General features: G+C 33.9%; 13 protein-coding genes and 1 pseudogene. 2 read left to right on the top strand and 12 right to left on the bottom strand.

Annotated features, from left to right (window positions below; translation table 11 throughout):
• Positions 1-2: 2 nt before the first annotated feature.
• The 5 genes from P5P90_RS13060 to dapF form a co-directional block, all read right to left on the bottom strand.
• Positions 3-641 carry a peptidoglycan-binding protein LysM gene (locus P5P90_RS13060; RefSeq protein WP_278035076.1) on the bottom strand — a complete coding sequence of 213 codons (639 nt, stop codon included), beginning with the start codon at positions 639-641 and terminating at the stop codon, positions 3-5.
• 96 nt (positions 642-737) lie between these two features.
• Positions 738-1,652, bottom strand: coding sequence for a DUF2279 domain-containing protein (locus tag P5P90_RS13055; protein WP_278036530.1), 915 nt, complete (start codon positions 1,650-1,652; stop codon positions 738-740).
• Between the two features lies 1 nt (position 1,653).
• The gene (gene mltG / locus P5P90_RS13050; RefSeq protein WP_422851714.1) at positions 1,654-2,679 is read right to left on the bottom strand and encodes an endolytic transglycosylase MltG; all 1,026 of its coding nucleotides are present in this window, start codon (positions 2,677-2,679) and stop codon (positions 1,654-1,656) included.
• A 26-nt stretch (positions 2,680-2,705) separates the two neighbouring features.
• Positions 2,706-3,239: a GNAT family N-acetyltransferase gene (locus P5P90_RS13045; RefSeq protein WP_278035074.1), complete on the bottom strand. Its 534-nt coding sequence runs from the start codon at positions 3,237-3,239 to the stop codon at positions 2,706-2,708.
• Positions 3,240-3,264: 25 nt separating this feature from the next.
• Complete coding sequence (gene dapF, locus P5P90_RS13040; protein ID WP_278035073.1) at positions 3,265-4,047, bottom strand: diaminopimelate epimerase; 783 nt, start codon at positions 4,045-4,047, stop codon at positions 3,265-3,267.
• A gap of 135 nt (positions 4,048-4,182) precedes the next feature.
• On the opposite strand from dapF, the gene P5P90_RS13035 reads away from it, so the two are divergent.
• The gene (locus P5P90_RS13035) at positions 4,183-5,583 is read left to right on the top strand and encodes a Do family serine endopeptidase (protein WP_278035072.1); all 1,401 of its coding nucleotides are present in this window, start codon (positions 4,183-4,185) and stop codon (positions 5,581-5,583) included.
• Between the two features lie 320 nt (positions 5,584-5,903).
• Here P5P90_RS13035 and P5P90_RS13030 read toward each other — a convergent pair whose 3' ends face one another.
• From P5P90_RS13030 to P5P90_RS13010, 5 genes and pseudogenes are all read right to left on the bottom strand, one after another.
• Positions 5,904-7,427, bottom strand: a complete 1,524-nt coding sequence (locus tag P5P90_RS13030; protein ID WP_278035071.1) for a C40 family peptidase — start codon at positions 7,425-7,427, stop codon at positions 5,904-5,906.
• A gap of 219 nt (positions 7,428-7,646) precedes the next feature.
• Positions 7,647-9,909, bottom strand: a pseudogene (locus P5P90_RS13025) (aconitate hydratase).
• A 113-nt stretch (positions 9,910-10,022) separates the two neighbouring features.
• Positions 10,023-12,794: a bifunctional aconitate hydratase 2/2-methylisocitrate dehydratase gene (locus P5P90_RS13020; protein ID WP_278035070.1), complete on the bottom strand. Its 2,772-nt coding sequence runs from the start codon at positions 12,792-12,794 to the stop codon at positions 10,023-10,025.
• Positions 12,795-13,111: 317 nt separating this feature from the next.
• Positions 13,112-14,065, bottom strand: coding sequence for an AAA family ATPase (locus P5P90_RS13015; RefSeq protein WP_278035069.1), 954 nt, complete (start codon positions 14,063-14,065; stop codon positions 13,112-13,114).
• A gap of 78 nt (positions 14,066-14,143) precedes the next feature.
• A complete protein-coding gene (locus P5P90_RS13010; protein ID WP_422851743.1) occupies positions 14,144-15,538 on the bottom strand; it encodes a peptidylprolyl isomerase in 1,395 nt (464 codons plus the stop codon).
• 364 nt (positions 15,539-15,902) lie between these two features.
• Here P5P90_RS13010 and P5P90_RS13005 point away from each other — a divergent pair, with 364 nt between their 5' ends.
• Entirely contained in the window at positions 15,903-17,492 is a 1,590-nt protein-coding gene (locus P5P90_RS13005; RefSeq protein ID WP_278035067.1) for a peptide chain release factor 3, read from the top strand.
• A gap of 76 nt (positions 17,493-17,568) precedes the next feature.
• On the opposite strand, the gene P5P90_RS13000 is transcribed toward P5P90_RS13005, so the two are convergent.
• Positions 17,569-17,922, bottom strand: coding sequence for a hypothetical protein (locus P5P90_RS13000; RefSeq protein ID WP_278035066.1), 354 nt, complete (start codon positions 17,920-17,922; stop codon positions 17,569-17,571).
• Positions 17,923-18,095: 173 nt separating this feature from the next.
• A complete protein-coding gene (locus P5P90_RS12995; RefSeq protein ID WP_278035065.1) occupies positions 18,096-18,398 on the bottom strand; it encodes a DUF3467 domain-containing protein in 303 nt (100 codons plus the stop codon).
• Positions 18,399-18,462: the final 64 nt, after the last annotated feature.

Here is an 18,462-nt window from a genome sequence, read left to right as displayed (position 1 = left end):
TATTAAAGGGAAACAACCGCATTTACATTGGGTTGAATGAACGAAGTATCATAACCTCCAAAAGCGATTAAATAACTACGAATCGAAGTTCCGTACGCATCTCGAATTTGTCGTTTACCCTTATTTTTAAAATAACGTTTTACAGATCCTGCACCTCCTAAATGAGCAGCAGCCAAGATACCTGATTCTGTGATCAAAACACCGCCTACAACTTTTCCGTCGTATTTCTCAATAATGTCTTTTAAAATGGATTTGTTTTTAGATAATAAAGCAACAAAGGCTCTTTCTTGTAGTTTAGGACTTCTTAAGAATTTTTGAGTGTCATGAATTCCAATAGACCTTAAAGTTTCGTTACCAAATTGATATTTCCCCAAATATCCTAACGAATTTACTTTTTTGTACTTGTTTTCGGATTCTCTTAATCCGATAGCTTCTTTAAAACCGATAAATAAATTCCCAGTAAAAGGAATATTTGAACTGGTATAAGCTTCTTCTTTAAGTGAAGGAAATTGGTATTGCATTCCTTCAACATTTTTCTTCAAAAACCACTCGTTTTCTTCTGTTTTTTGTGGTTTAAAACTGTAACTAATAAAGACTATTATTACAGTCAGACTGGTGTAAAAATACCATTTTTTTATCATAAATTAAATTTCTTCTAAACCTGTCACATTCAGAAATTTCTACACGCAAAGATACATCTTTTTTCATAAATCTGAAAATCAAGCAATTAATCCAGCTTAGAAATACAAGAGATGTCCCTTAATCCCTTTACCAACAATGTATTCGAGCGTAGGGGCTGGAATTTTCAAAACAGAAAAAACAGAAAAAAAAGTCTTTAAAAAATGCGATTGCGTTTCGATTTTTGTCAAATCAACATCAAAACTCAGATATAATTGACGTGTTCTAGAAGGATTTTCAGTTGCTAAAAAAATAGGATTTTCGCTTCTTCCAGTAATCATCCCATCAGCTCCATAACCTATGGCAATATTCAAAACTTTTGGGATTTTTGAAGCTTTAAAAAAAGATCTCAAATTAGCCGACAACCAATAGGTTTGTCCGTTGTAATCTTTTAATATTTGTTCAGCAAAATTTGCCCCCAAAACTTCAGGTCTTAAAGCGGAAAATCGTGTAGTGTGAAAAGAAAATTTTGGTGTAATGCGTTGTTCATTCCAAAGCAATGCCTGAGAAACATACAAAGCCGTTCCTGTAGCATTGGCAATAACATCACCTGAAGAAGCTCCCCATTGCGAAGAGAAACCATCTAAAACTTCAACAGCGGTCAAAAAAGCAAAGCCTAATCCTGCACCATAAACCAATTGTTTATTAGGTGAGGAACCACTCCATTGCAACATTTCGCTTCCTAATCGGCCCAGATGATAAGAGGAATAGAGATGCCCTAACTTATCCATTTGCAACCATTCCTGATTATCATTGATAAAATGAAATTTAGATCGAGGATAATCAGCGTACCATAATTGGTTTAAACCCACTAAACTTATAGCCGAAAAGGCTGCTTCCGAAACGAAAACAGCCTTTTGCCTTTTATTGTTTAAAGTATCTGAAGGTTTTAAAAAAGAAGTTATTCCACTTTGCGCTTTGCAATTTGAAATTGCCAGCAACAAACAAAAGAATATAATACTTTTAAATTTCAAACTATCTTGTAACACCTTGTGAACTAATCCAATCCGAATATTTCTTTGCATTTACGTTATGCTCTGCTAAAGTTGCTGCAAATTCGTGGTATCCAAAACGTTCTACAGAAGCACAGAAATAAATATAATCGTGTTTTTCAGGATTCAAAACTGCTTCTAATGCCGTAATATCAGGCATAGCTATAGGTCCTGGAGGTAGTCCAACCACTTTATAAGTATTATAAGGTGAATTTAAAAATAGGTCGTTGTACAAAACACGTTTAATCGTTTGATTAAAATCATTGTCCTTTTTCTTTTTAGCATAAATCACTGTTGGATCTGCCTGAAGAGGCATTCCTGCTTTCAATCGGTTCAAATAAACCCCTGCAATTCGAGGTCTTTCATCCTTTTTAACCGATTCTTTGTGCACAATAGAAGCTAAAATCGTAGCTTCAGTAGGTGTTAAACCTTGTTTTTGAGCACTAGCCGCACGTTCTTTGTTCCAAAAGTTACGGTATTCCTTAATCATCTTATCTCTAAACTTATCTGCCGATGTATTCCAATACACCTCATACGTATTGGGGATAAACATGGTTAAAATATTCTCTTCGGTAAAACCATTTTCTTTTAAAAAGATAGAATCTTTAAAAGAATTCATCAAAGAAGTACTATCGGCTTCGATTTGAGAACCTACACGAGCTGCTAAATTCTCAATTCTTTCTTGATTATTGAAAGCTAATTTTACTGGAATATTGTTTCTCATTGCTTTTACTAACTCGTAACTATTCATTCCTTTAGTCAATAAAAAGCGTCCCGATTTCACATTAGCAGGATAACTCATTTTATTAGCAACCATTTCAAAACGATCTAAATGAGTAATATAAGGTTTTACAGAATCCAAGGCCTGAGCATAGGTAGCGTCTGTTGGGATATGTACATAAACTTCCTCTTCCGAAAACTTGGTATTATTAGAAAATATTTGTCCTATTAGAACAAATCCATAAATCATCAATCCCGAAATAACAACAATCGCGGCGATTGAAAACATTTTTTTTGTGCTCAAAGCTAAAAAATTTAAAATTGTTGATTGATTAACTGATATATAGCTTCGTCCTGATATTCTCCATTAATTAGAATCCAATCTTTTTTAAGTCCTATATATTGGAAGCCAAATTTAGTAAAAAGTGCTACACTTGCGTCGTTTTTTAAACTAATATTAGCATATAATTGATGTAAATTTAAATGCACGAAAGAATAGCGAATTAACAAGTCCAACGCTTCTGATCCTATCCTAGCATTTCGATTGGCTTTATCATGAATTAAAATCCCAACACCCGCTCGATTGTTTCTAGGATCAAAATCAAATAAATCAATTAATCCAATGGGTGGAAAGTCCTGATCTTTGCAAATGGCCAATCGTAATTGCTTGGCATCATAGATATCTTGATGCGCATTTTCAAGATATTGCCTAATTAAAAAACGACTATAAGGAGTTTGCGTATTGCTCACTTCCCAAATAGTTTCATCATTTTCTATAGTGTAGATAAATTCCAAATCTTCGGGCTCCAGCGCTCTTAAGTAAATAGAATCTCCTTTTAGTGTTACCATGAGAAGTGAGTCGTATTTTCAGTAATTATATTTCGATGGTTCCCTCAAAAACAAATTTTGCAGGACCATTCAGGAAGACATCTACATATTTATCTCCTTCTTTTTTGAAAGAAACTGATAATTTACCTCCTTCGACATCCATATTAATGGCTGTTAAATTGGTTTGTCCCGTTGCATACATTGCAATAGCTGCTGCTGTAGCACCCGTTCCACAAGCTAAAGTTTCATCTTCAACTCCACGTTCATAGGTACGAAGTGCAAAAGTGGCATCATCTATTTTTTTTACAAAATTGATATTACTTCCTGCTTGACCATACAATTCACCATATCGAATGGCGGCTCCATTGTCTTTTACATTAAAATTTCTCAAATCATCCACTAATTGAACATGATGAGGCGAACCTGTATTTAAAAAACTATAATCGGGAGTAATTTTTACCGCATCCACATCAATCATTTGTAAAGAAACAATTCCATCTTCATTGACTGAGGCGTGATGTAAACCATCAACAGCATTAAAAGAAGTGGTATTACCAATTACATTAATTTGTTTAGCAAAAGCCACCAAACATCTGCCCCCATTACCACACATAGTACTTTGATTTCCATCAGAATTATAATAAACCATTTTAAAATCCGTTTCAGGATCATTTTCAAGCAGCATCAAGCCATCAGCTCCAATTCCAAATCGCCTGTCACACAAACGTTCAATTAATTTTGTATCTTCTTTTGGAAAAAATCCAGAACGATTATCAATGATTACGAAATCATTTCCTGTACCTTGGTATTTGTAAAAATGTAATTGCATTATATTAAGTTAAGATTCACAAAAGTACGAACTATTAATGAAATGTTAATCATTGTTAAACAGCGTTAAAGTGTTTTTTAACATTCGTTTTTCGTTTTAAATTTACTTTACAAAAACAAAAAAACAATCTGTATTATGAAACAAATATCTAATTTATTTTTAGTGTCTTTGCTAAGTGGAGCAACTACTTTAGGCGCTTACAAATTATTTTTTGACGATAATGGTTATTTTTCAAATAACAGAAAAACATTAACAACACTTGCTTCGGACAATTATACAAAAAGAGTTGGTTTAAACTCAGAAGTACTTGATTTTACTGAAGCCGCTGATAAAACCATTCACACAGTCGTACACGTTAAAAATGTTTCTCGTCAAAAAATCAACGACCCTATGTTGGAATTTTTCTTTGGTTACAGAGGAGGACAATCTCAAGAACAAGTGGGTACAGGTTCAGGAGTTATCATTTCTGAAGATGGTTACATTGTAACCAACAATCACGTAATTAAAGACGCTTCAGAAATCGAAATTACGCTGAACAATAAAAAATCATATAAAGCGAAACTTGTTGGTACCGATTCTAAAATGGACATAGCTCTTTTAAAAATTGATGCCGATGAAAAATTACCTTATACGCCTTTTGCCAATTCAGACGATGTAAAAGTAGGTGAATGGGTATTAGCGGTAGGAAATCCATACAACCTTACATCTACGGTAACCGCTGGTATTGTTTCGGCTAAAGCCAGAAATTTAAGTAATGACGGTATTCAATCGTTCATACAAACCGATGCTGCTGTAAACCCAGGAAATAGTGGTGGTGCCCTAGTGAACACACGTGGCGATTTAATTGGAATCAACACTATGATTAGTTCGATGACGGGATCTTATGTAGGTTATTCTTTTGCGGTTCCTTCAAATATTGCACGCAAAATAATTGAGGACATCATGGAATATGGAAATGTACAACGTGGAATTTTAGGAGTAGAAGGAGGCGAATTAAATTCTAAAGTTTCTAAAGAATTTGGTGTAAAACAAACAGAAGGTTTCTATATCAATAATGTTAGAAAAAATACTGGTGCTGATAAGGCTGGCTTGAAAAAAGGCGATGTTATCGTAAAAATTGACAATCAAAACATCACTTCATTTGCCGATCTTTCAGGTTACATTAATACCAAACGTCCAAATGACAAAGTAAATGTGGTCATTATAAGAGATAATGCAACAAAAACAGTTCCTGTGACATTAAGCAAAAACGAATTTTTCAGTGCTGAATTCAAAGGAATCGAATTAGAAAATATGTCTTCTGAAGACAAAAAGAAATTCCGCGTTGATTATGGTGTAAAAATTAAATCCATAAACAATGAAAACTTAAATCAATATGCAGATGAATTTTTAGGAAATATCATCTTAAGTATTGACAATGTAAAAATTAAAGATATTGAAAGTGCTTCAAAACTTTTAAACAACAAAAATGAAAATCAAAGCGTTAGAATTGAAATGCTTAGCAAAAATGGAGAAATTATTCGATTTATTATTTAAATAAATCAACCAAATTAAAAATTAAAACAACATTTAATTATTTAAACCAGTGGATTTATTCACTGGTTTTTTTTATATATTCAATATCAAACAACCTAATGATTAGAAACCTTTTAACAATAAAAAATCAACTACTACAAAAGATTTTTTTAAAAAAAGACTGTTTCTATTAACTTCGGATAAGAATAAAATCGTTTCGCTAAACAGCAAGATATCCCTTTTAATTCCAATATATTTTTTATCAGCCGGAAAATTTGGAACAAAAAAAACGCTTAATGAAAAGCGCCAATTATACTATTTTTTTCAAAATCGAATACTACTTATAGTACTCGATTTATTTGAGTAACTCTCTTACTGTAATATTCCTCTTTTAGAGAAGAAATAATAACCCCACTACTAGTAGAAGCATGAATAAATTTAATTTCCCCATCATCTGCAACCTCAACCACCATTCCTACATGGTTAATTTGTCTCCTGCCATTCGTCCTAAAGAAAATTAAATCTCCTTTTTTTACATCTTGTGTATTTATTTTTGTACCATACTGTGCTTGTTCAAAAGAAGATCTTGGCAATTGAATATCAAACAAACCAAAGGTTGAATACATCAAACCAGAACAATCAAAACCGTCTTTTGAAGTTCCTCCCGGTCTATAACGAACACCAATATTTTCAGAGGCTGTACATATCAATTGATCAATTAAATCACCCCCTTTATAGGATTTCACATTAAAACTCAAACCTTCGTCTCCCTCGAATGTATCGTCTTTAAAATCAAATTTAGCAGGTGTTTTAACATTCGATTTGGCGGTACGAATCGTTAACTTCTCCCCAACTAATAACCTATTAACAATCTTAGGATTTTGTTTTTCTAATTCTTTCACCGTCAAACCAAAGGCTTTGGCAATACCATATTTAGTTTCTTTAGCTAGAACCTCATGAACAACTTCTACTTCAGAATCTGTTTCGGTAGTGTTATCTGGAACATTAATTTTTGACTCAACTACAGTAGCACCCTTTACATTTGATTGTGGCAATTCGTCTTTTTTGATGTGTGTATTAGCCTCAATTTGTGATTCTTGAGTTAGAGCTGCTTTGGCTGTAGGTATAACGATACTCTGTCCAACACGTAAAGCTTGAACGGCTAGTATAGGATTGGCTTTTTCAATATCAGCAACAGTAACACCATATTGCTTTGCTATTCCATACAATGTTTCTTTGGCTAAAACTTCTCTAACTATATTTCCATTGGAACTTATTTGTTCTAATTTCTGAATATCTTTTCTATCAGCGGTAACTTCAGACGTAATATTCTTAGAATCCAAATTAGCTTCTAACTTAACTTCTGGTTTATCTGCGACATCTACGGCTGACTTTACGATTTCATTTTTAGGCTTTTCCAAAACTTCTGTTTTGGTTTCTAGTATTGGAACATTAATAACATCGCCTACCTTTAAAGCTTTATTTTCTAAAGATGGATTTATAGTATACAAATCGGCAACTTTTACTCCATATTGTTTTGCTATTCCATAAACGGTTTCTTTGGCTAGCACTTGATGCTGTCCTTGTTTAGCCTCTGCAACGACAGACTCATTGGTTTTTGAAATGTTTTTTTGATTTTTTTGAGAAGTAGTCGAAACTGGTATCAACAATACATCTTTGAATTTAATTCCCTTTTTTGCATCTGGATTTAGTTCATAAATGGCTGTTGCTTTTATTTTATAATGTTCTGCTATTTTGGATATATTCTCTCCTTTAGCAACTATATGTTGAATGAATTTTTCCTGAGAAAAAACATTAAACATACTAAATAGAACCAATAACACAATCCAAAACTTAAACCTCATAAAACTTTTTTAAATTAACACAGTCCTTAATTAATCAAGACCTTGAAGAATAAAAACAAAACGATCCCATTTTCTAGCACGAAAAGTAGACAAAAGCGAATTTAACATTTTAATACAATAAAACCAACTTTCACAACACTTTAAGTTCATTTTTTGCAGAAATATAAAAAAATTGCGTTCTGTTTAAACAGAACGCAATTTTTTAAGCAAAAAGATAAATTATGCTTCGGCAGCAATTAAATTTAATGCAGAACCCGCAACAAACCAACCAATCTGACTTTCATTATATGTATGATTTGCTAAAATTATATCTTTTGATCCATCTGTATGCACAAACTCTAATGTAATTGGTTTCCCTGGAGCAAAATCCACTAAATCAAGGAAGTTAATTGTGTCATCTTCCTGAATTTTATTATAATCGGCTTCATTAGCAAATGTAAGCGCCAGCATTCCTTGTTTCTTGAGATTCGTTTCATGAATACGAGCAAATGATTTCACCAATACTGCTTTCACACCTAAGAGAACGAGGTTCCATAGCCGCATGTTCACGCGAAGAACCTTCGCCATAGTTTTGATCACCAACAACAATCGAAGGAACTGCCGCTGCTTTGTATGCTCTAGCTACTGCAGGAACTGCATCATATTCTCCTGTCAATTGATTTTTCACTGAATTGGTCTTTTGATTAAAAGCATTTACAGCTCCAATCAACATATTATTGGAAATATTATCCAAGTGACCACGAAAACGCAACCAAGGTCCCGCCATCGAAATATGATCGGTAGTACATTTTCCATAAGCCTTAATCAATAATTTAGCTCCTGTAATATTCTTTTTATCCCAAGGTTCAAAAGGAGCTAATAATTGCAATCGATCAGATGATGGATCTACTACAATTTGAACAGATGAACCATCTTCAGCAGGAGGTTGAAAACCAGCATCTTCAACGTCAAAACCTCGATTAGGCAATTCATCCCCTGTTGGTGCTATCAATTTGACTTCTTCTCCATTGTCATTCAACAACGTATCTGTTATTGGATTAAAATCCAATCTACCTGAAATTGCTAGTGCAGCCACCATTTCAGGTGAAGTTACAAAGGCATGTGTATTAGGATTACCGTCGGCTCTTTTAGAAAAATTACGATTAAAAGAGTGCACTATTGTATTCTTCTCACCTTTATCGGCTCCTGCTCTATCCCATTGCCCTATACAAGGCCCGCAAGCATTTGTAAATACTTTAGTTCCCATTTTCTCAAAATCGGCAATAATACCATCTCTTTCAATTGTATATCGAATTTGTTCCGAACCTGGATTAATACCAAACTCCGCTTTTGGAGTAATTCCATGTTCCACAGCCTGCCTAACAATCGAGGCTGCACGAGACATATCTTCATAAGAGGAATTGGTACAGGAACCAATTAATCCCCATTCCACTTTTATTGGCCAACCATTTGCTTTTGCCTCTTCTTTCATTTTTAAAACTGGAGTACCTCTATCTGGCGTAAAAGGACCATTTATGTGAGGTTCTAACTCTGATAAATTAATTTCGATTAACTGATCAAAATAGTCAGAAGGGTTTTCATACACCTCTGGATCTCCTGTTAAATAAGATGCTACCGTATCTGCTGCATCCACCACATCTTGACGACCTGTAGCCGATAAATACCTTCTCATTGAATCATCATACCCAAAAGTTGATGTTGTCGCTCCAATTTCAGCACCCATATTACATATAGTTCCCTTACCTGTACAAGACATATTAGTTGCTCCTTCTCCAAAATATTCCACTACCGCTCCAGTTCCTCCTTTTACAGTAAGAATATCTGCTACTTTTAAAATCACATCTTTAGGCGCTGTCCAACCAGACAATTTCCCAGTTAATTTTACTCCGATTAATTTAGGAAATTTCAATTCCCATGACATTCCTGACATTACGTCCACTGCATCAGCTCCACCAACACCAATAGCAAGCATCCCTAATCCACCAGCATTTACTGTATGAGAATCAGTTCCAATCATCATCCCTCCTGGAAAAGCATAATTTTCCAAAACAATCTGATGAATAATCCCTGAACCCGGTTTCCAGAAACCTATACCATATTTATTAGAAACCGATGACAAGAAATCAAATACTTCCTTCGATTGTTTATTGGCCATCTCTAAATCAGATTTAGCACCATTTTTAGCTAAGATTAAGTGATCACAATGCACTGTGGTTGGCACAGCCACGGTTTTCTTTCCTGCGTGCATAAATTGCAACAAGGCCATTTGTGCTGTTGCATCTTGACATGCCACTCTATCAGGAGCAAAATCAACATAATCAACTCCACGCTTATAAGCTTCTTTAGGAACTCCATCCCAAAGGTGACTATACAAAATTTTCTCTGTTAGGGTAAGTGGACGACCAACAATGTCTCGTGCTGCATCAACACGAGAAGCCATGTTTGCGTACACTTTTTTAATCATTTCAATATCAAAAGCCATACGTTCTATATTTAAAATTGTATTACACCACAAGTTACAAAAAAATAGTGAAGCAATAAAAAAAGCCTAAGTCAATTAACTTAGGCTTTTAATTTATTTAACTAATCTTATGATTATTTCACTAGTAATTTGTGAGAAGGAGCAAACTTAGTTAAGTTAATACCTTTAACAGCGGCTGTATATTCTTCAATATTTGGCGTTCTACCTAAAATGGTTGATAACACTACAACTGGAGTTGAAGAAAGTAATGATTCTCCTTTTTTCTCCGCTGAATCCTCAACTACCCTTCCTTGGAATAAACGAGTTGATGTTGCCATAACAGTATCTCCCTTAGAAGCTTTCTCTTGGTTACCCATACAAAGGTTACAACCTGGACGCTCTAAGTATAACATTTTTTCATATTCAGTACGAGCAGCTCCTTTTGGTGCATTATCATCGAATTCAAAACCTGAATATTTTTGCAATACTTCCCAGTCACCTTCGGCTTTCAATTCATCAACAATGTTATAAGTAGGAGGAGCCACTACAAGAGGTGCTTGGAATTCTACTTTACCATTTTGAGCTTCGATATTTTTAAGCATTTGAGCTAGGATTTTCATATCTCCTTTGTGAACCATACAAGAACCAATAAATCCAAGATCTACTTTTTTCTCACCACCATAGTAAGAAAGAGGTCTGATTGTATCGTGCGTATAACGTTTAGAAACGTCAGCGTTATTTACATCTGGATCAGCAATCATTGGCTCAGCAATAACATCAAGATCAACTACCACTTCTGCATAATATTTAGCATTTGCATCCGGAGTTAAAGCTGGTTTTTCACCAGATCTAATCTCTGCAATTCTCTTATCAGCTTTAGCAATTAAACCTTTCAATACTTGCTTAGCATTATCCATACCTTTATCAATCATGATTTGGATTCTACCTTTAGCAATTTCTAACGATTCGATTAATGTCTCATCTTCAGAAATACAGATAGAAGCTTTAGCTTTCATTTCAGCAGTCCAATCTGTAAATGTAAACGCTTGGTCAGCAGTAAGTGTTCCTATGTGAACCTCGATAATTCTACCTTGGAATACATTCTCTCCACCAAATTGTTTCAACATTTGCGCTTGTGTAGCGTGAACCACATCACGGAAATCCATGTATGATTTCATTTCTCCTTTGAAAGTTACTTTTACAGACTCTGGAATTGGCATAGAAGCCTCACCAGTAGCTAAAGCTAAAGCAACAGTTCCTGAGTCAGCACCAAAAGCAACCCCTTTTGACATACGAGTGTGAGAGTCTCCACCAATGATTATCGCCCACTCATCAATAGTAATATCATTAAGTACTTTGTGGATAACGTCAGTCATTGCATGATACACTCCTTTAGGGTCACGAGCAGTAATCAAACCGAAATCATTCATAAATTTCATCAATTTAGGAATGTTAGCTTGTGCTTTTTTATCCCAAACTGAAGCAGTGTGACATCCTGATTGGTAAGCACCATCAACGATTGGAGAAATTACTGTAGCAGCCATAGATTCTAGCTCTTGAGCAGTCATCAAACCTGTTGTATCTTGAGAACCAACTATGTTTACTTCTACACGAACGTCAGAACCAGCATGCAATACTTTTCCTGGAGTTGTTCCTACCGCATTTCTGTTGAAGATTTTCTCAACAGCAGTAAGACCTTGTCCTTCATGTGAAATTTCTTTTGATGGAGCAAATACAGCAAGAGCTTCAACTCCTAATGTTTTAGCAGCGAAAGTTTGTAATTTTTTACCAAATACAATCGCGTAAGATCCACCCGCTTTAATGAATTCCATTTTTTGAGGAGTGAATGATCTTGAAATATCAATCAACTCTTGGTCTCCATTATATAATTTTTTAGTTTTTGTATTGATTGTTAAAACAGTACCTGTAGCAACAGAATATTTTTGCTCTAATACTGGCTCTCCATTAGCATCACGTACAATTTCACCGTTAGCATCTGTTTTTTTAACCCAGTTTTTAAGGTCAATTCCAATACCTCCAGTTACATCAACCGTAGTTAAGAAAATTGGAGAAATACCATTAGTACCTCCTACAATTGGAGCAAAGTTAACGAATGGAATATAAGGACTAGCTTGTTTACCTGTCCAAAGAGCAACGTTATTTACACCTGACATACGAGAAGAACCAACTCCCATTGTTCCTTTTTCAGCAATTAACATTACTGATTTATCAGGATGCTGGGCTTGTAAAGCTTTGATTTCTTCTTGAGCTTCAGCACTAATCATACATTTTCCGTGTAATTCACGGTCAGAACGAGAGTGTGCTTGGTTTCCTGGAGAAAGTAAATCCGTTGAGATATCTCCTTCACCTGCGATAAAAGTAACCACTTTAATTTCTTCTGCAACATCTGGAAGTTTAGTAAAGAACTCAGCTTTAGCATAACTTTCGATAATTTCTTTTGCGATAGCATTACCATTTTCAAAAGCTTCTTTTAAACGGCTAGTATCTGCATCATAAAGATACACTTGCGTTTTAAGAACATCTGCGGCTTGTTGAGCGATAGCGGCATCATTACCCAAGGCTAAATCAAGTAAAACTTTGATTGAAGCCCCACCCTTCATGTGAGATAACAACTCAAATGCAAATGTTGGAGTGATTTCTTTCACTACAGATTCACCTAAAATAATCTCTTTTAAAAACTTAGCCTTTTCACCAGCTGCACTTGTTGTACCCGGCAAAGTGTTGTAAATAAAAAATTGAAGAGAATCTTCTCTGTTTTCGTTATCTAAATCTTTAATTTGCGCAATGATTTCGCTTAACAATTGAGCATCATCAATTGGCTTTGGGTGAAGTCCCTGAATTTTTCTTTCTTCGATCTCCTTGATGTAATCGCTATAAATGTTCATAATTGAATTATTTTCAATGTTAATGGCAAATTTCTTAAATTATAAAACCTAAATGCCATAATTTTAGGTGTTTTTTTATAAACGGAATGCAAATTTAGTTATTTAAGACGATATTAAAAAAAATTTAATAGCCTCAACTAGACGAAAAACACATTATTAAATAATCTGCCTTCAAAGGCCGTTAAATAAAGAAAAAAAGCATTTTTTGACTTATTTTATAAACAATCAATAAATAGGCTAAATAATTTCTAACAAACTTAAAACTTGTTGTTACATAGAAAGGCCTTAATTTCCCTTATTCGACCAATTTTAAAGCACTAAAGAAGCTTTTGTATAATCATTTCTTCTGTAATTCCTTCGGCATCAGCTTTGTAATTTTTAATAATTCGATGTCTTAAAATCGAAGTAGCAACCACTGCAACATCTTCAATATCCGGTGAAAATTTTCCATTAAATGCTGCATGCGCTTTAGCTGCCAAAATCAAGTTTTGAGAAGCACGAGGACCAGCTCCCCAATCCAAGTAATTTTTCACATAATCCGTTGCCAAATAACTATCTGGTCGTGTTTTACCTACTAATCGCACTGCATATTCTACAACATTATCTGCAACAGGAATTCTTCGAATCAAATGTTGAAAATCGATAATTTCTTGTGCTGTAAACAATGGATTAATAGTTTGACTCACATCCGAAGTTGTTCTTTTAACCACCTGAACTTCTTCTTCAAAAGTTGGATAAGCCAATTTAACCGCAAACATAAAACGGTCTAATTGTGCCTCAGGTAAAGGATAAGTCCCCTCCTGCTCGATTGGATTTTGCGTAGCTAAAACAAAATAAGGCAAGTCCAATTTATGATTCACACCTGCAATAGTTACTGAACGTTCCTGCATGGCTTCTAACAAAGCTGCCTGTGTTTTCGGCGGGGTTCTGTTAATTTCATCAGCTAAAATAATATTAGAAAAAACAGGCCCTTTTACAAACTTAAACTGACGATTTTCATCTAAAATTTCACTTCCTAAAATATCCGAAGGCATCAAATCAGGTGTAAACTGAATTCTTTTAAACTGTAGCCCTAATGCTTCTGAAATAGCATTTACCATTAATGTTTTGGCTAATCCTGGAACCCCAACTAACAAAGCGTGCCCCCCTGAAAAAATGCATAACAATAACTGATTGATAACATCTTCCTGACCAACTATCTTTTTTGCAATTTCATTTTTTAATTCTATGCGTTTTTGTACTAAATTTTGTATTGCTGCAACATCCGACATTTTAAAACTATTTTAAATTAAAAAAGAGTCAACTTTATGAATTCATAAAGCTAACTCTTTTTATTTATTTTGAACAAATTATTTTTTTAACCAATTATTAGTAAAGCTACAATCTCTATATTCGCTAATAATTTTAATATAGGTTTCTTTAATTTTCTCATCAAACCATTTCCCGATAGCTTTAATTTGTTTTTCTTTCAAAGCCAACTCTTTAATTTTCACATAATCCTGTGCATAATCAGCAGTATGTTCATTAATTCTATTCGTAACGGTTATTATCTTATAAAACTTTTTACCTGATTGGGTTTCATCGACAATAGGCATCGAAATTTCATTGTCTTTTAAATTTGAAACTTGTGAATACAATGAAGCGTCCATTTTAGTTAATTCAAAACGGGTATCTTGAGTATTTGGATTTATTAAAATTCCACCATTAGCACGAGTTTCTTTTTGATCAGACATTGTTCTAGCTGCATCTGCAAAAGAAATCTCTTTATCCATAATACGCTTTCTTATCAATTCTATTTTCTCTTTGGCTTCGTCCATGGATTCCTTACTAATTGCAGGAGTCAATAAAATATGACGCAGCTCTAGTTCCTGACCTTTAATCTTCTCCAAATAAATGATATGGTATCCATATTCGGTTTCGAATGGCTCAGAAATCTCACCTTCTTGCAAACTAAAAGCCACATCTTTAAACTCTTTGACAAATGGCGTTTTTCTGGTCATTTTATAAAAACCACCACTTGATCTCGATCCTGGATCTTGGGAATACAAAACTGCTTTTGTAGCAAAACTAGAACCTTCCTGAATGTCTTTTTTAAAACCATTCAATCGATCAATAACCTTTTGTTTTTCTGCTTGGGTAATTTTAGGTTCTACCACAATTTGCGCAACTTCCATTTCGGCTCCAAAAACTGGCAATTCATCTTTTCCTAGTTTTTTAAAGAAATTACGAACCTCTTCCGGAGTAATTTGAACCTCGTCAACAATCTTTTTTTGCATTTCAGAACTTAACTTGTTCTCCTTCAAAATATCAAAAAAATAGGTTCTAAATTCTTCTTCAGTATCTTTTTTATAATATTTGACTACTTTTTCCATCGAACCAAGTTGCTGTAGCATAAAACCAAGTCTCTCGTCCATCAACGATTTAATTTCTGCGTCTGTTACTTTAACACTATCCTGAACAGCCTGATGTGCATATAATTTATCTTCCAAAAGTTTCCCTAACATTTGGCATCTGGTAATATCTTTAACAGAACCTCCCTGACTTGTAATTTCTAAAAAAGCCTTATCAATATCTGAATCCAAAACAATATAATCCCCAACAGTTGCAATAATTCCATCGATTTTTTGTCTTTGACCTGATGATTTTTGTTGCTTATCAACAACTACACTGTCTTTTATTATTTCTTGCGCATTCATTGCAGTATTTAAAAGTAACGCAATAAAAAACAGTAATGTATTCTTCATAGTTATGGATTTCATTCTTATTTTCTTTATAAATGTATTGTTTTATGTTTCAACAAAAGGCAAATGTATTTTGCCTAAACTTTAGATTGGCAAGATAATAACTTAAAACCAAAATCTTTGTGTTTTGTCATAGTAAAAGCGAACAAAAATAACAATTCAATTACATTAAACAAGTTTAGCTTTGAGTATTAACAAAAAATTATCTTCGAAAAGAAAACCTATTTAATAAAAAACTAATTGTCTTTCAAATCATGCTAAATATCAAAAGAAACTAGACTATCAATTGAAAGTAAAAACTTGAAAACGTATTTATTTTCAAATCGCATTTATAAATAGTACTTTTGCAAACCATTTAGAATTAGCTATGAGTTTTTTAGAAGAAATACAAAAAAGAAGAACATTCGGAATCATCTCGCATCCTGATGCTGGAAAAACAACCTTAACAGAAAAATTACTGCTTTTTGGAGGTGCTATCCAAGAAGCTGGCGCTGTAAAAAGCAACAAAATAAAAAAAGGGGCAACAAGTGACTTTATGGAAATTGAACGCCAAAGAGGGATTTCGGTTTCTACTTCTGTTTTGGCATTTAACTATAAGGACAAAAAAATTAATATTCTGGATACACCAGGGCACAAAGATTTTGCCGAAGACACTTTTAGAACGCTTACTGCAGTTGACAGTGTTATTGTGGTAATTGACGTTGCTAAAGGGGTTGAGGAACAAACTGAAAAGTTGGTTGCCGTATGTAGAATGCGTAAAATTCCAATCATTGTTTTCATTAACAAATTGGACCGTGAAGGAAATGATGCATTCGACCTCATGGACGAAGTGGAACAAAAATTAGGATTAAAAGTGACACCTTTAAGTTTCCCTATTGGTATGGGGTATGATTTTCAAGGAATCTACAACCTTTGGGAACAAAACATCAACCTTTTTAGTGGTGATAGCCGTAAAAACATTGAAGAAACGATTGCTTTTGAAGATGTTCAAAACCCTGAATTAGAAAAAATAATTGGCCAAAAACCGGCTGAAAGACTTCGCGAAGAATTAGAATTAATTGATGAAGTGTATCCAAAATTCAACCGTGAAGATTATTTAGAAGGAAAATTACAACCTGTATTCTTCGGTTCAGCATTAAATAATTTTGGAGTTAGGGAATTATTAGATTGTTTCATTACTATCGCTCCTTCTCCAAGAGTAAAAGATTCTGATACGCGCCCCGTGAAACCAGAAGAAGAAAAATTATCAGGTTTTGTATTTAAAATCCATGCTAATATGGATCCTAAACACCGTGACCGTTTGGCCTTCATCAAGATTGTTTCTGGGACTTTTGAAAGAAACAAACCATACTATCATGTTCGCCAAAAGAAAAACCTAAAATTCTCTAGTCCGAATGCCTTTTTTGCAGAGAAAAAAGAGATTGTAGATATTTCATATCCAGGCGATATTGTAGGACTTCACGACACAGGAAATTTCAAAATTGGCGATACTTTAACCGAAGGAGAAATTATGAATTTTAAAGGAATTCCAAGTTTCTCTCCGGAACACTTTAGATACATTAATAATGCTGACCCAATGAAAGCAAAACAATTGGACAAAGGGGTTGACCAGTTAATGGACGAGGGTGTAGCGCAGTTATTTACTTTAGAAATGAACAATCGTAAAGTAATAGGTACCGTTGGAGCACTTCAATATGAGGTTATCCAATACCGTTTAGAGCACGAATACGGTGCTAAATGTACTTATGAAAACTTCCCTGTACATAAAGCTTGTTGGGTAAAGCCTGATGATCCTAAAAACGATGAATTCAAAGAATTTAAACGTATCAAACAAAAATTCTTAGCAAAAGACAAATACGATCAATTGGTTTTCCTTGCTGATTCAGATTTTACCATTCAAATGACACAAAATAAATACCCTAGTGTCAAGTTGTACTTTACTTCTGAATTAGATTAGCAATAAAATTTATCATAACACAAAAAAAACGTCCCGATTTCTCGAGACGTTTTTTTTATATTTTTAATTTTTAAAATTATGATAATGCGTTTTCGTAGCTAACTACTTTTTTCAAAAAGGCTTTAATTAAAACACGATTTGGAGCGATTCCTGAAGTAATAATTACTTTTTTCGCATTAGCACCTTCTGAAGATATATTTGAATTTGGATCTTGTTTAGTACCCATAAACCAAAGAGCAAATTCCATATTAGAGGTAGCTCTAGTACTTTCTAATTTAACATTAGTAGCCGTTTCATTTCCTTTAATTTCGATAGCCTTAGCAGGTTGTGATTGGCTATAGCCCGAAAATGAAAACACGAAAAAGAACATAAAAAACAAAATTGACATCATCAATTTAGATTTTGTACTATTTGTGTTTAAGTGATTCATGACCTTTGTTTCTACTGTTTGTATTTAATTATGAAACAAATCTATAGCAATACAAAAGCAGTAAAAAAAATTTCCGACAAACAACTCTAAAACTCGTTTAGCTACTAAAAATTCAAAATTAAACATAGGAAAAAGCATAAAAAAAGGCTTTCAAATAGAAAACCTTTTAAAAATTATGCTTGACCGGCAGGCCCAAAATTTAATGGTATTGGAGTATGCTCGGTATCTTTAATTTCTCCATGAGCCAACTCATAACGGTGGATATTATCGCCAATTGCTTTCAATAATCTTTTTGCATGTTGTGGAGTCAAGACTATCCTCGATTTTACTTTAGCCTTTGGAACACCGGGCATTATACTTATAAAGTCTAATACAAACTCAGAAGCTGAGTGGTTAATAATCGCTAAATTAGAATAAATTCCTTCCGCTGTTTGTTCGTCTAATTCAATATTGATTTGTTCTTGTTGATCTTTCATCTTTTTCAATTTTTAAAGTGACAATATAAAAAAAATAGAAAGACTACACGAGGTAATCTTCCTA

The sequence above is a fragment of the Flavobacterium nitratireducens genome (assembly GCF_029625335.1).
Taxonomy (GTDB): domain Bacteria; phylum Bacteroidota; class Bacteroidia; order Flavobacteriales; family Flavobacteriaceae; genus Flavobacterium; species Flavobacterium nitratireducens.
The sequence above is the reverse complement of the archived record's forward strand: the minus strand, read 5'-3'. Positions and strand labels throughout refer to the sequence as shown.

Excerpts from the sequence above, each read along its gene's own strand:
- P5P90_RS12995 (WP_278035065.1), bottom strand. The coding sequence starts at position 18,398 with ATGAAAGATCAACAAGAACAAATCAATATTGAATTAGACGAACAAACA.
- dapF (WP_278035073.1), bottom strand. The coding sequence starts at position 4,047 with ATGCAATTACATTTTTACAAATACCAAGGTACAGGAAATGATTTCGTA.
- P5P90_RS13030 (WP_278035071.1), bottom strand. The coding sequence starts at position 7,427 with ATGAGGTTTAAGTTTTGGATTGTGTTATTGGTTCTATTTAGTATGTTT.
- mltG (WP_422851714.1), bottom strand. The coding sequence starts at position 2,679 with ATGTTTTCAATCGCCGCGATTGTTGTTATTTCGGGATTGATGATTTAT.
- P5P90_RS13060 (WP_278035076.1), bottom strand. The coding sequence starts at position 641 with ATGATAAAAAAATGGTATTTTTACACCAGTCTGACTGTAATAATAGTC.
- P5P90_RS13010 (WP_422851743.1), bottom strand. The coding sequence starts at position 15,538 with ATGAAGAATACATTACTGTTTTTTATTGCGTTACTTTTAAATACTGCA.
- P5P90_RS13020 (WP_278035070.1), bottom strand. The coding sequence starts at position 12,794 with ATGAACATTTATAGCGATTACATCAAGGAGATCGAAGAAAGAAAAATT.
- P5P90_RS13045 (WP_278035074.1), bottom strand. The coding sequence starts at position 3,239 with ATGGTAACACTAAAAGGAGATTCTATTTACTTAAGAGCGCTGGAGCCC.
- P5P90_RS13035 (WP_278035072.1), top strand. The coding sequence starts at position 4,183 with ATGAAACAAATATCTAATTTATTTTTAGTGTCTTTGCTAAGTGGAGCA.
- P5P90_RS13015 (WP_278035069.1), bottom strand. The coding sequence starts at position 14,065 with ATGTCGGATGTTGCAGCAATACAAAATTTAGTACAAAAACGCATAGAA.
- P5P90_RS13000 (WP_278035066.1), bottom strand. The coding sequence starts at position 17,922 with ATGAATCACTTAAACACAAATAGTACAAAATCTAAATTGATGATGTCA.
- P5P90_RS13005 (WP_278035067.1), top strand. The coding sequence starts at position 15,903 with ATGAGTTTTTTAGAAGAAATACAAAAAAGAAGAACATTCGGAATCATC.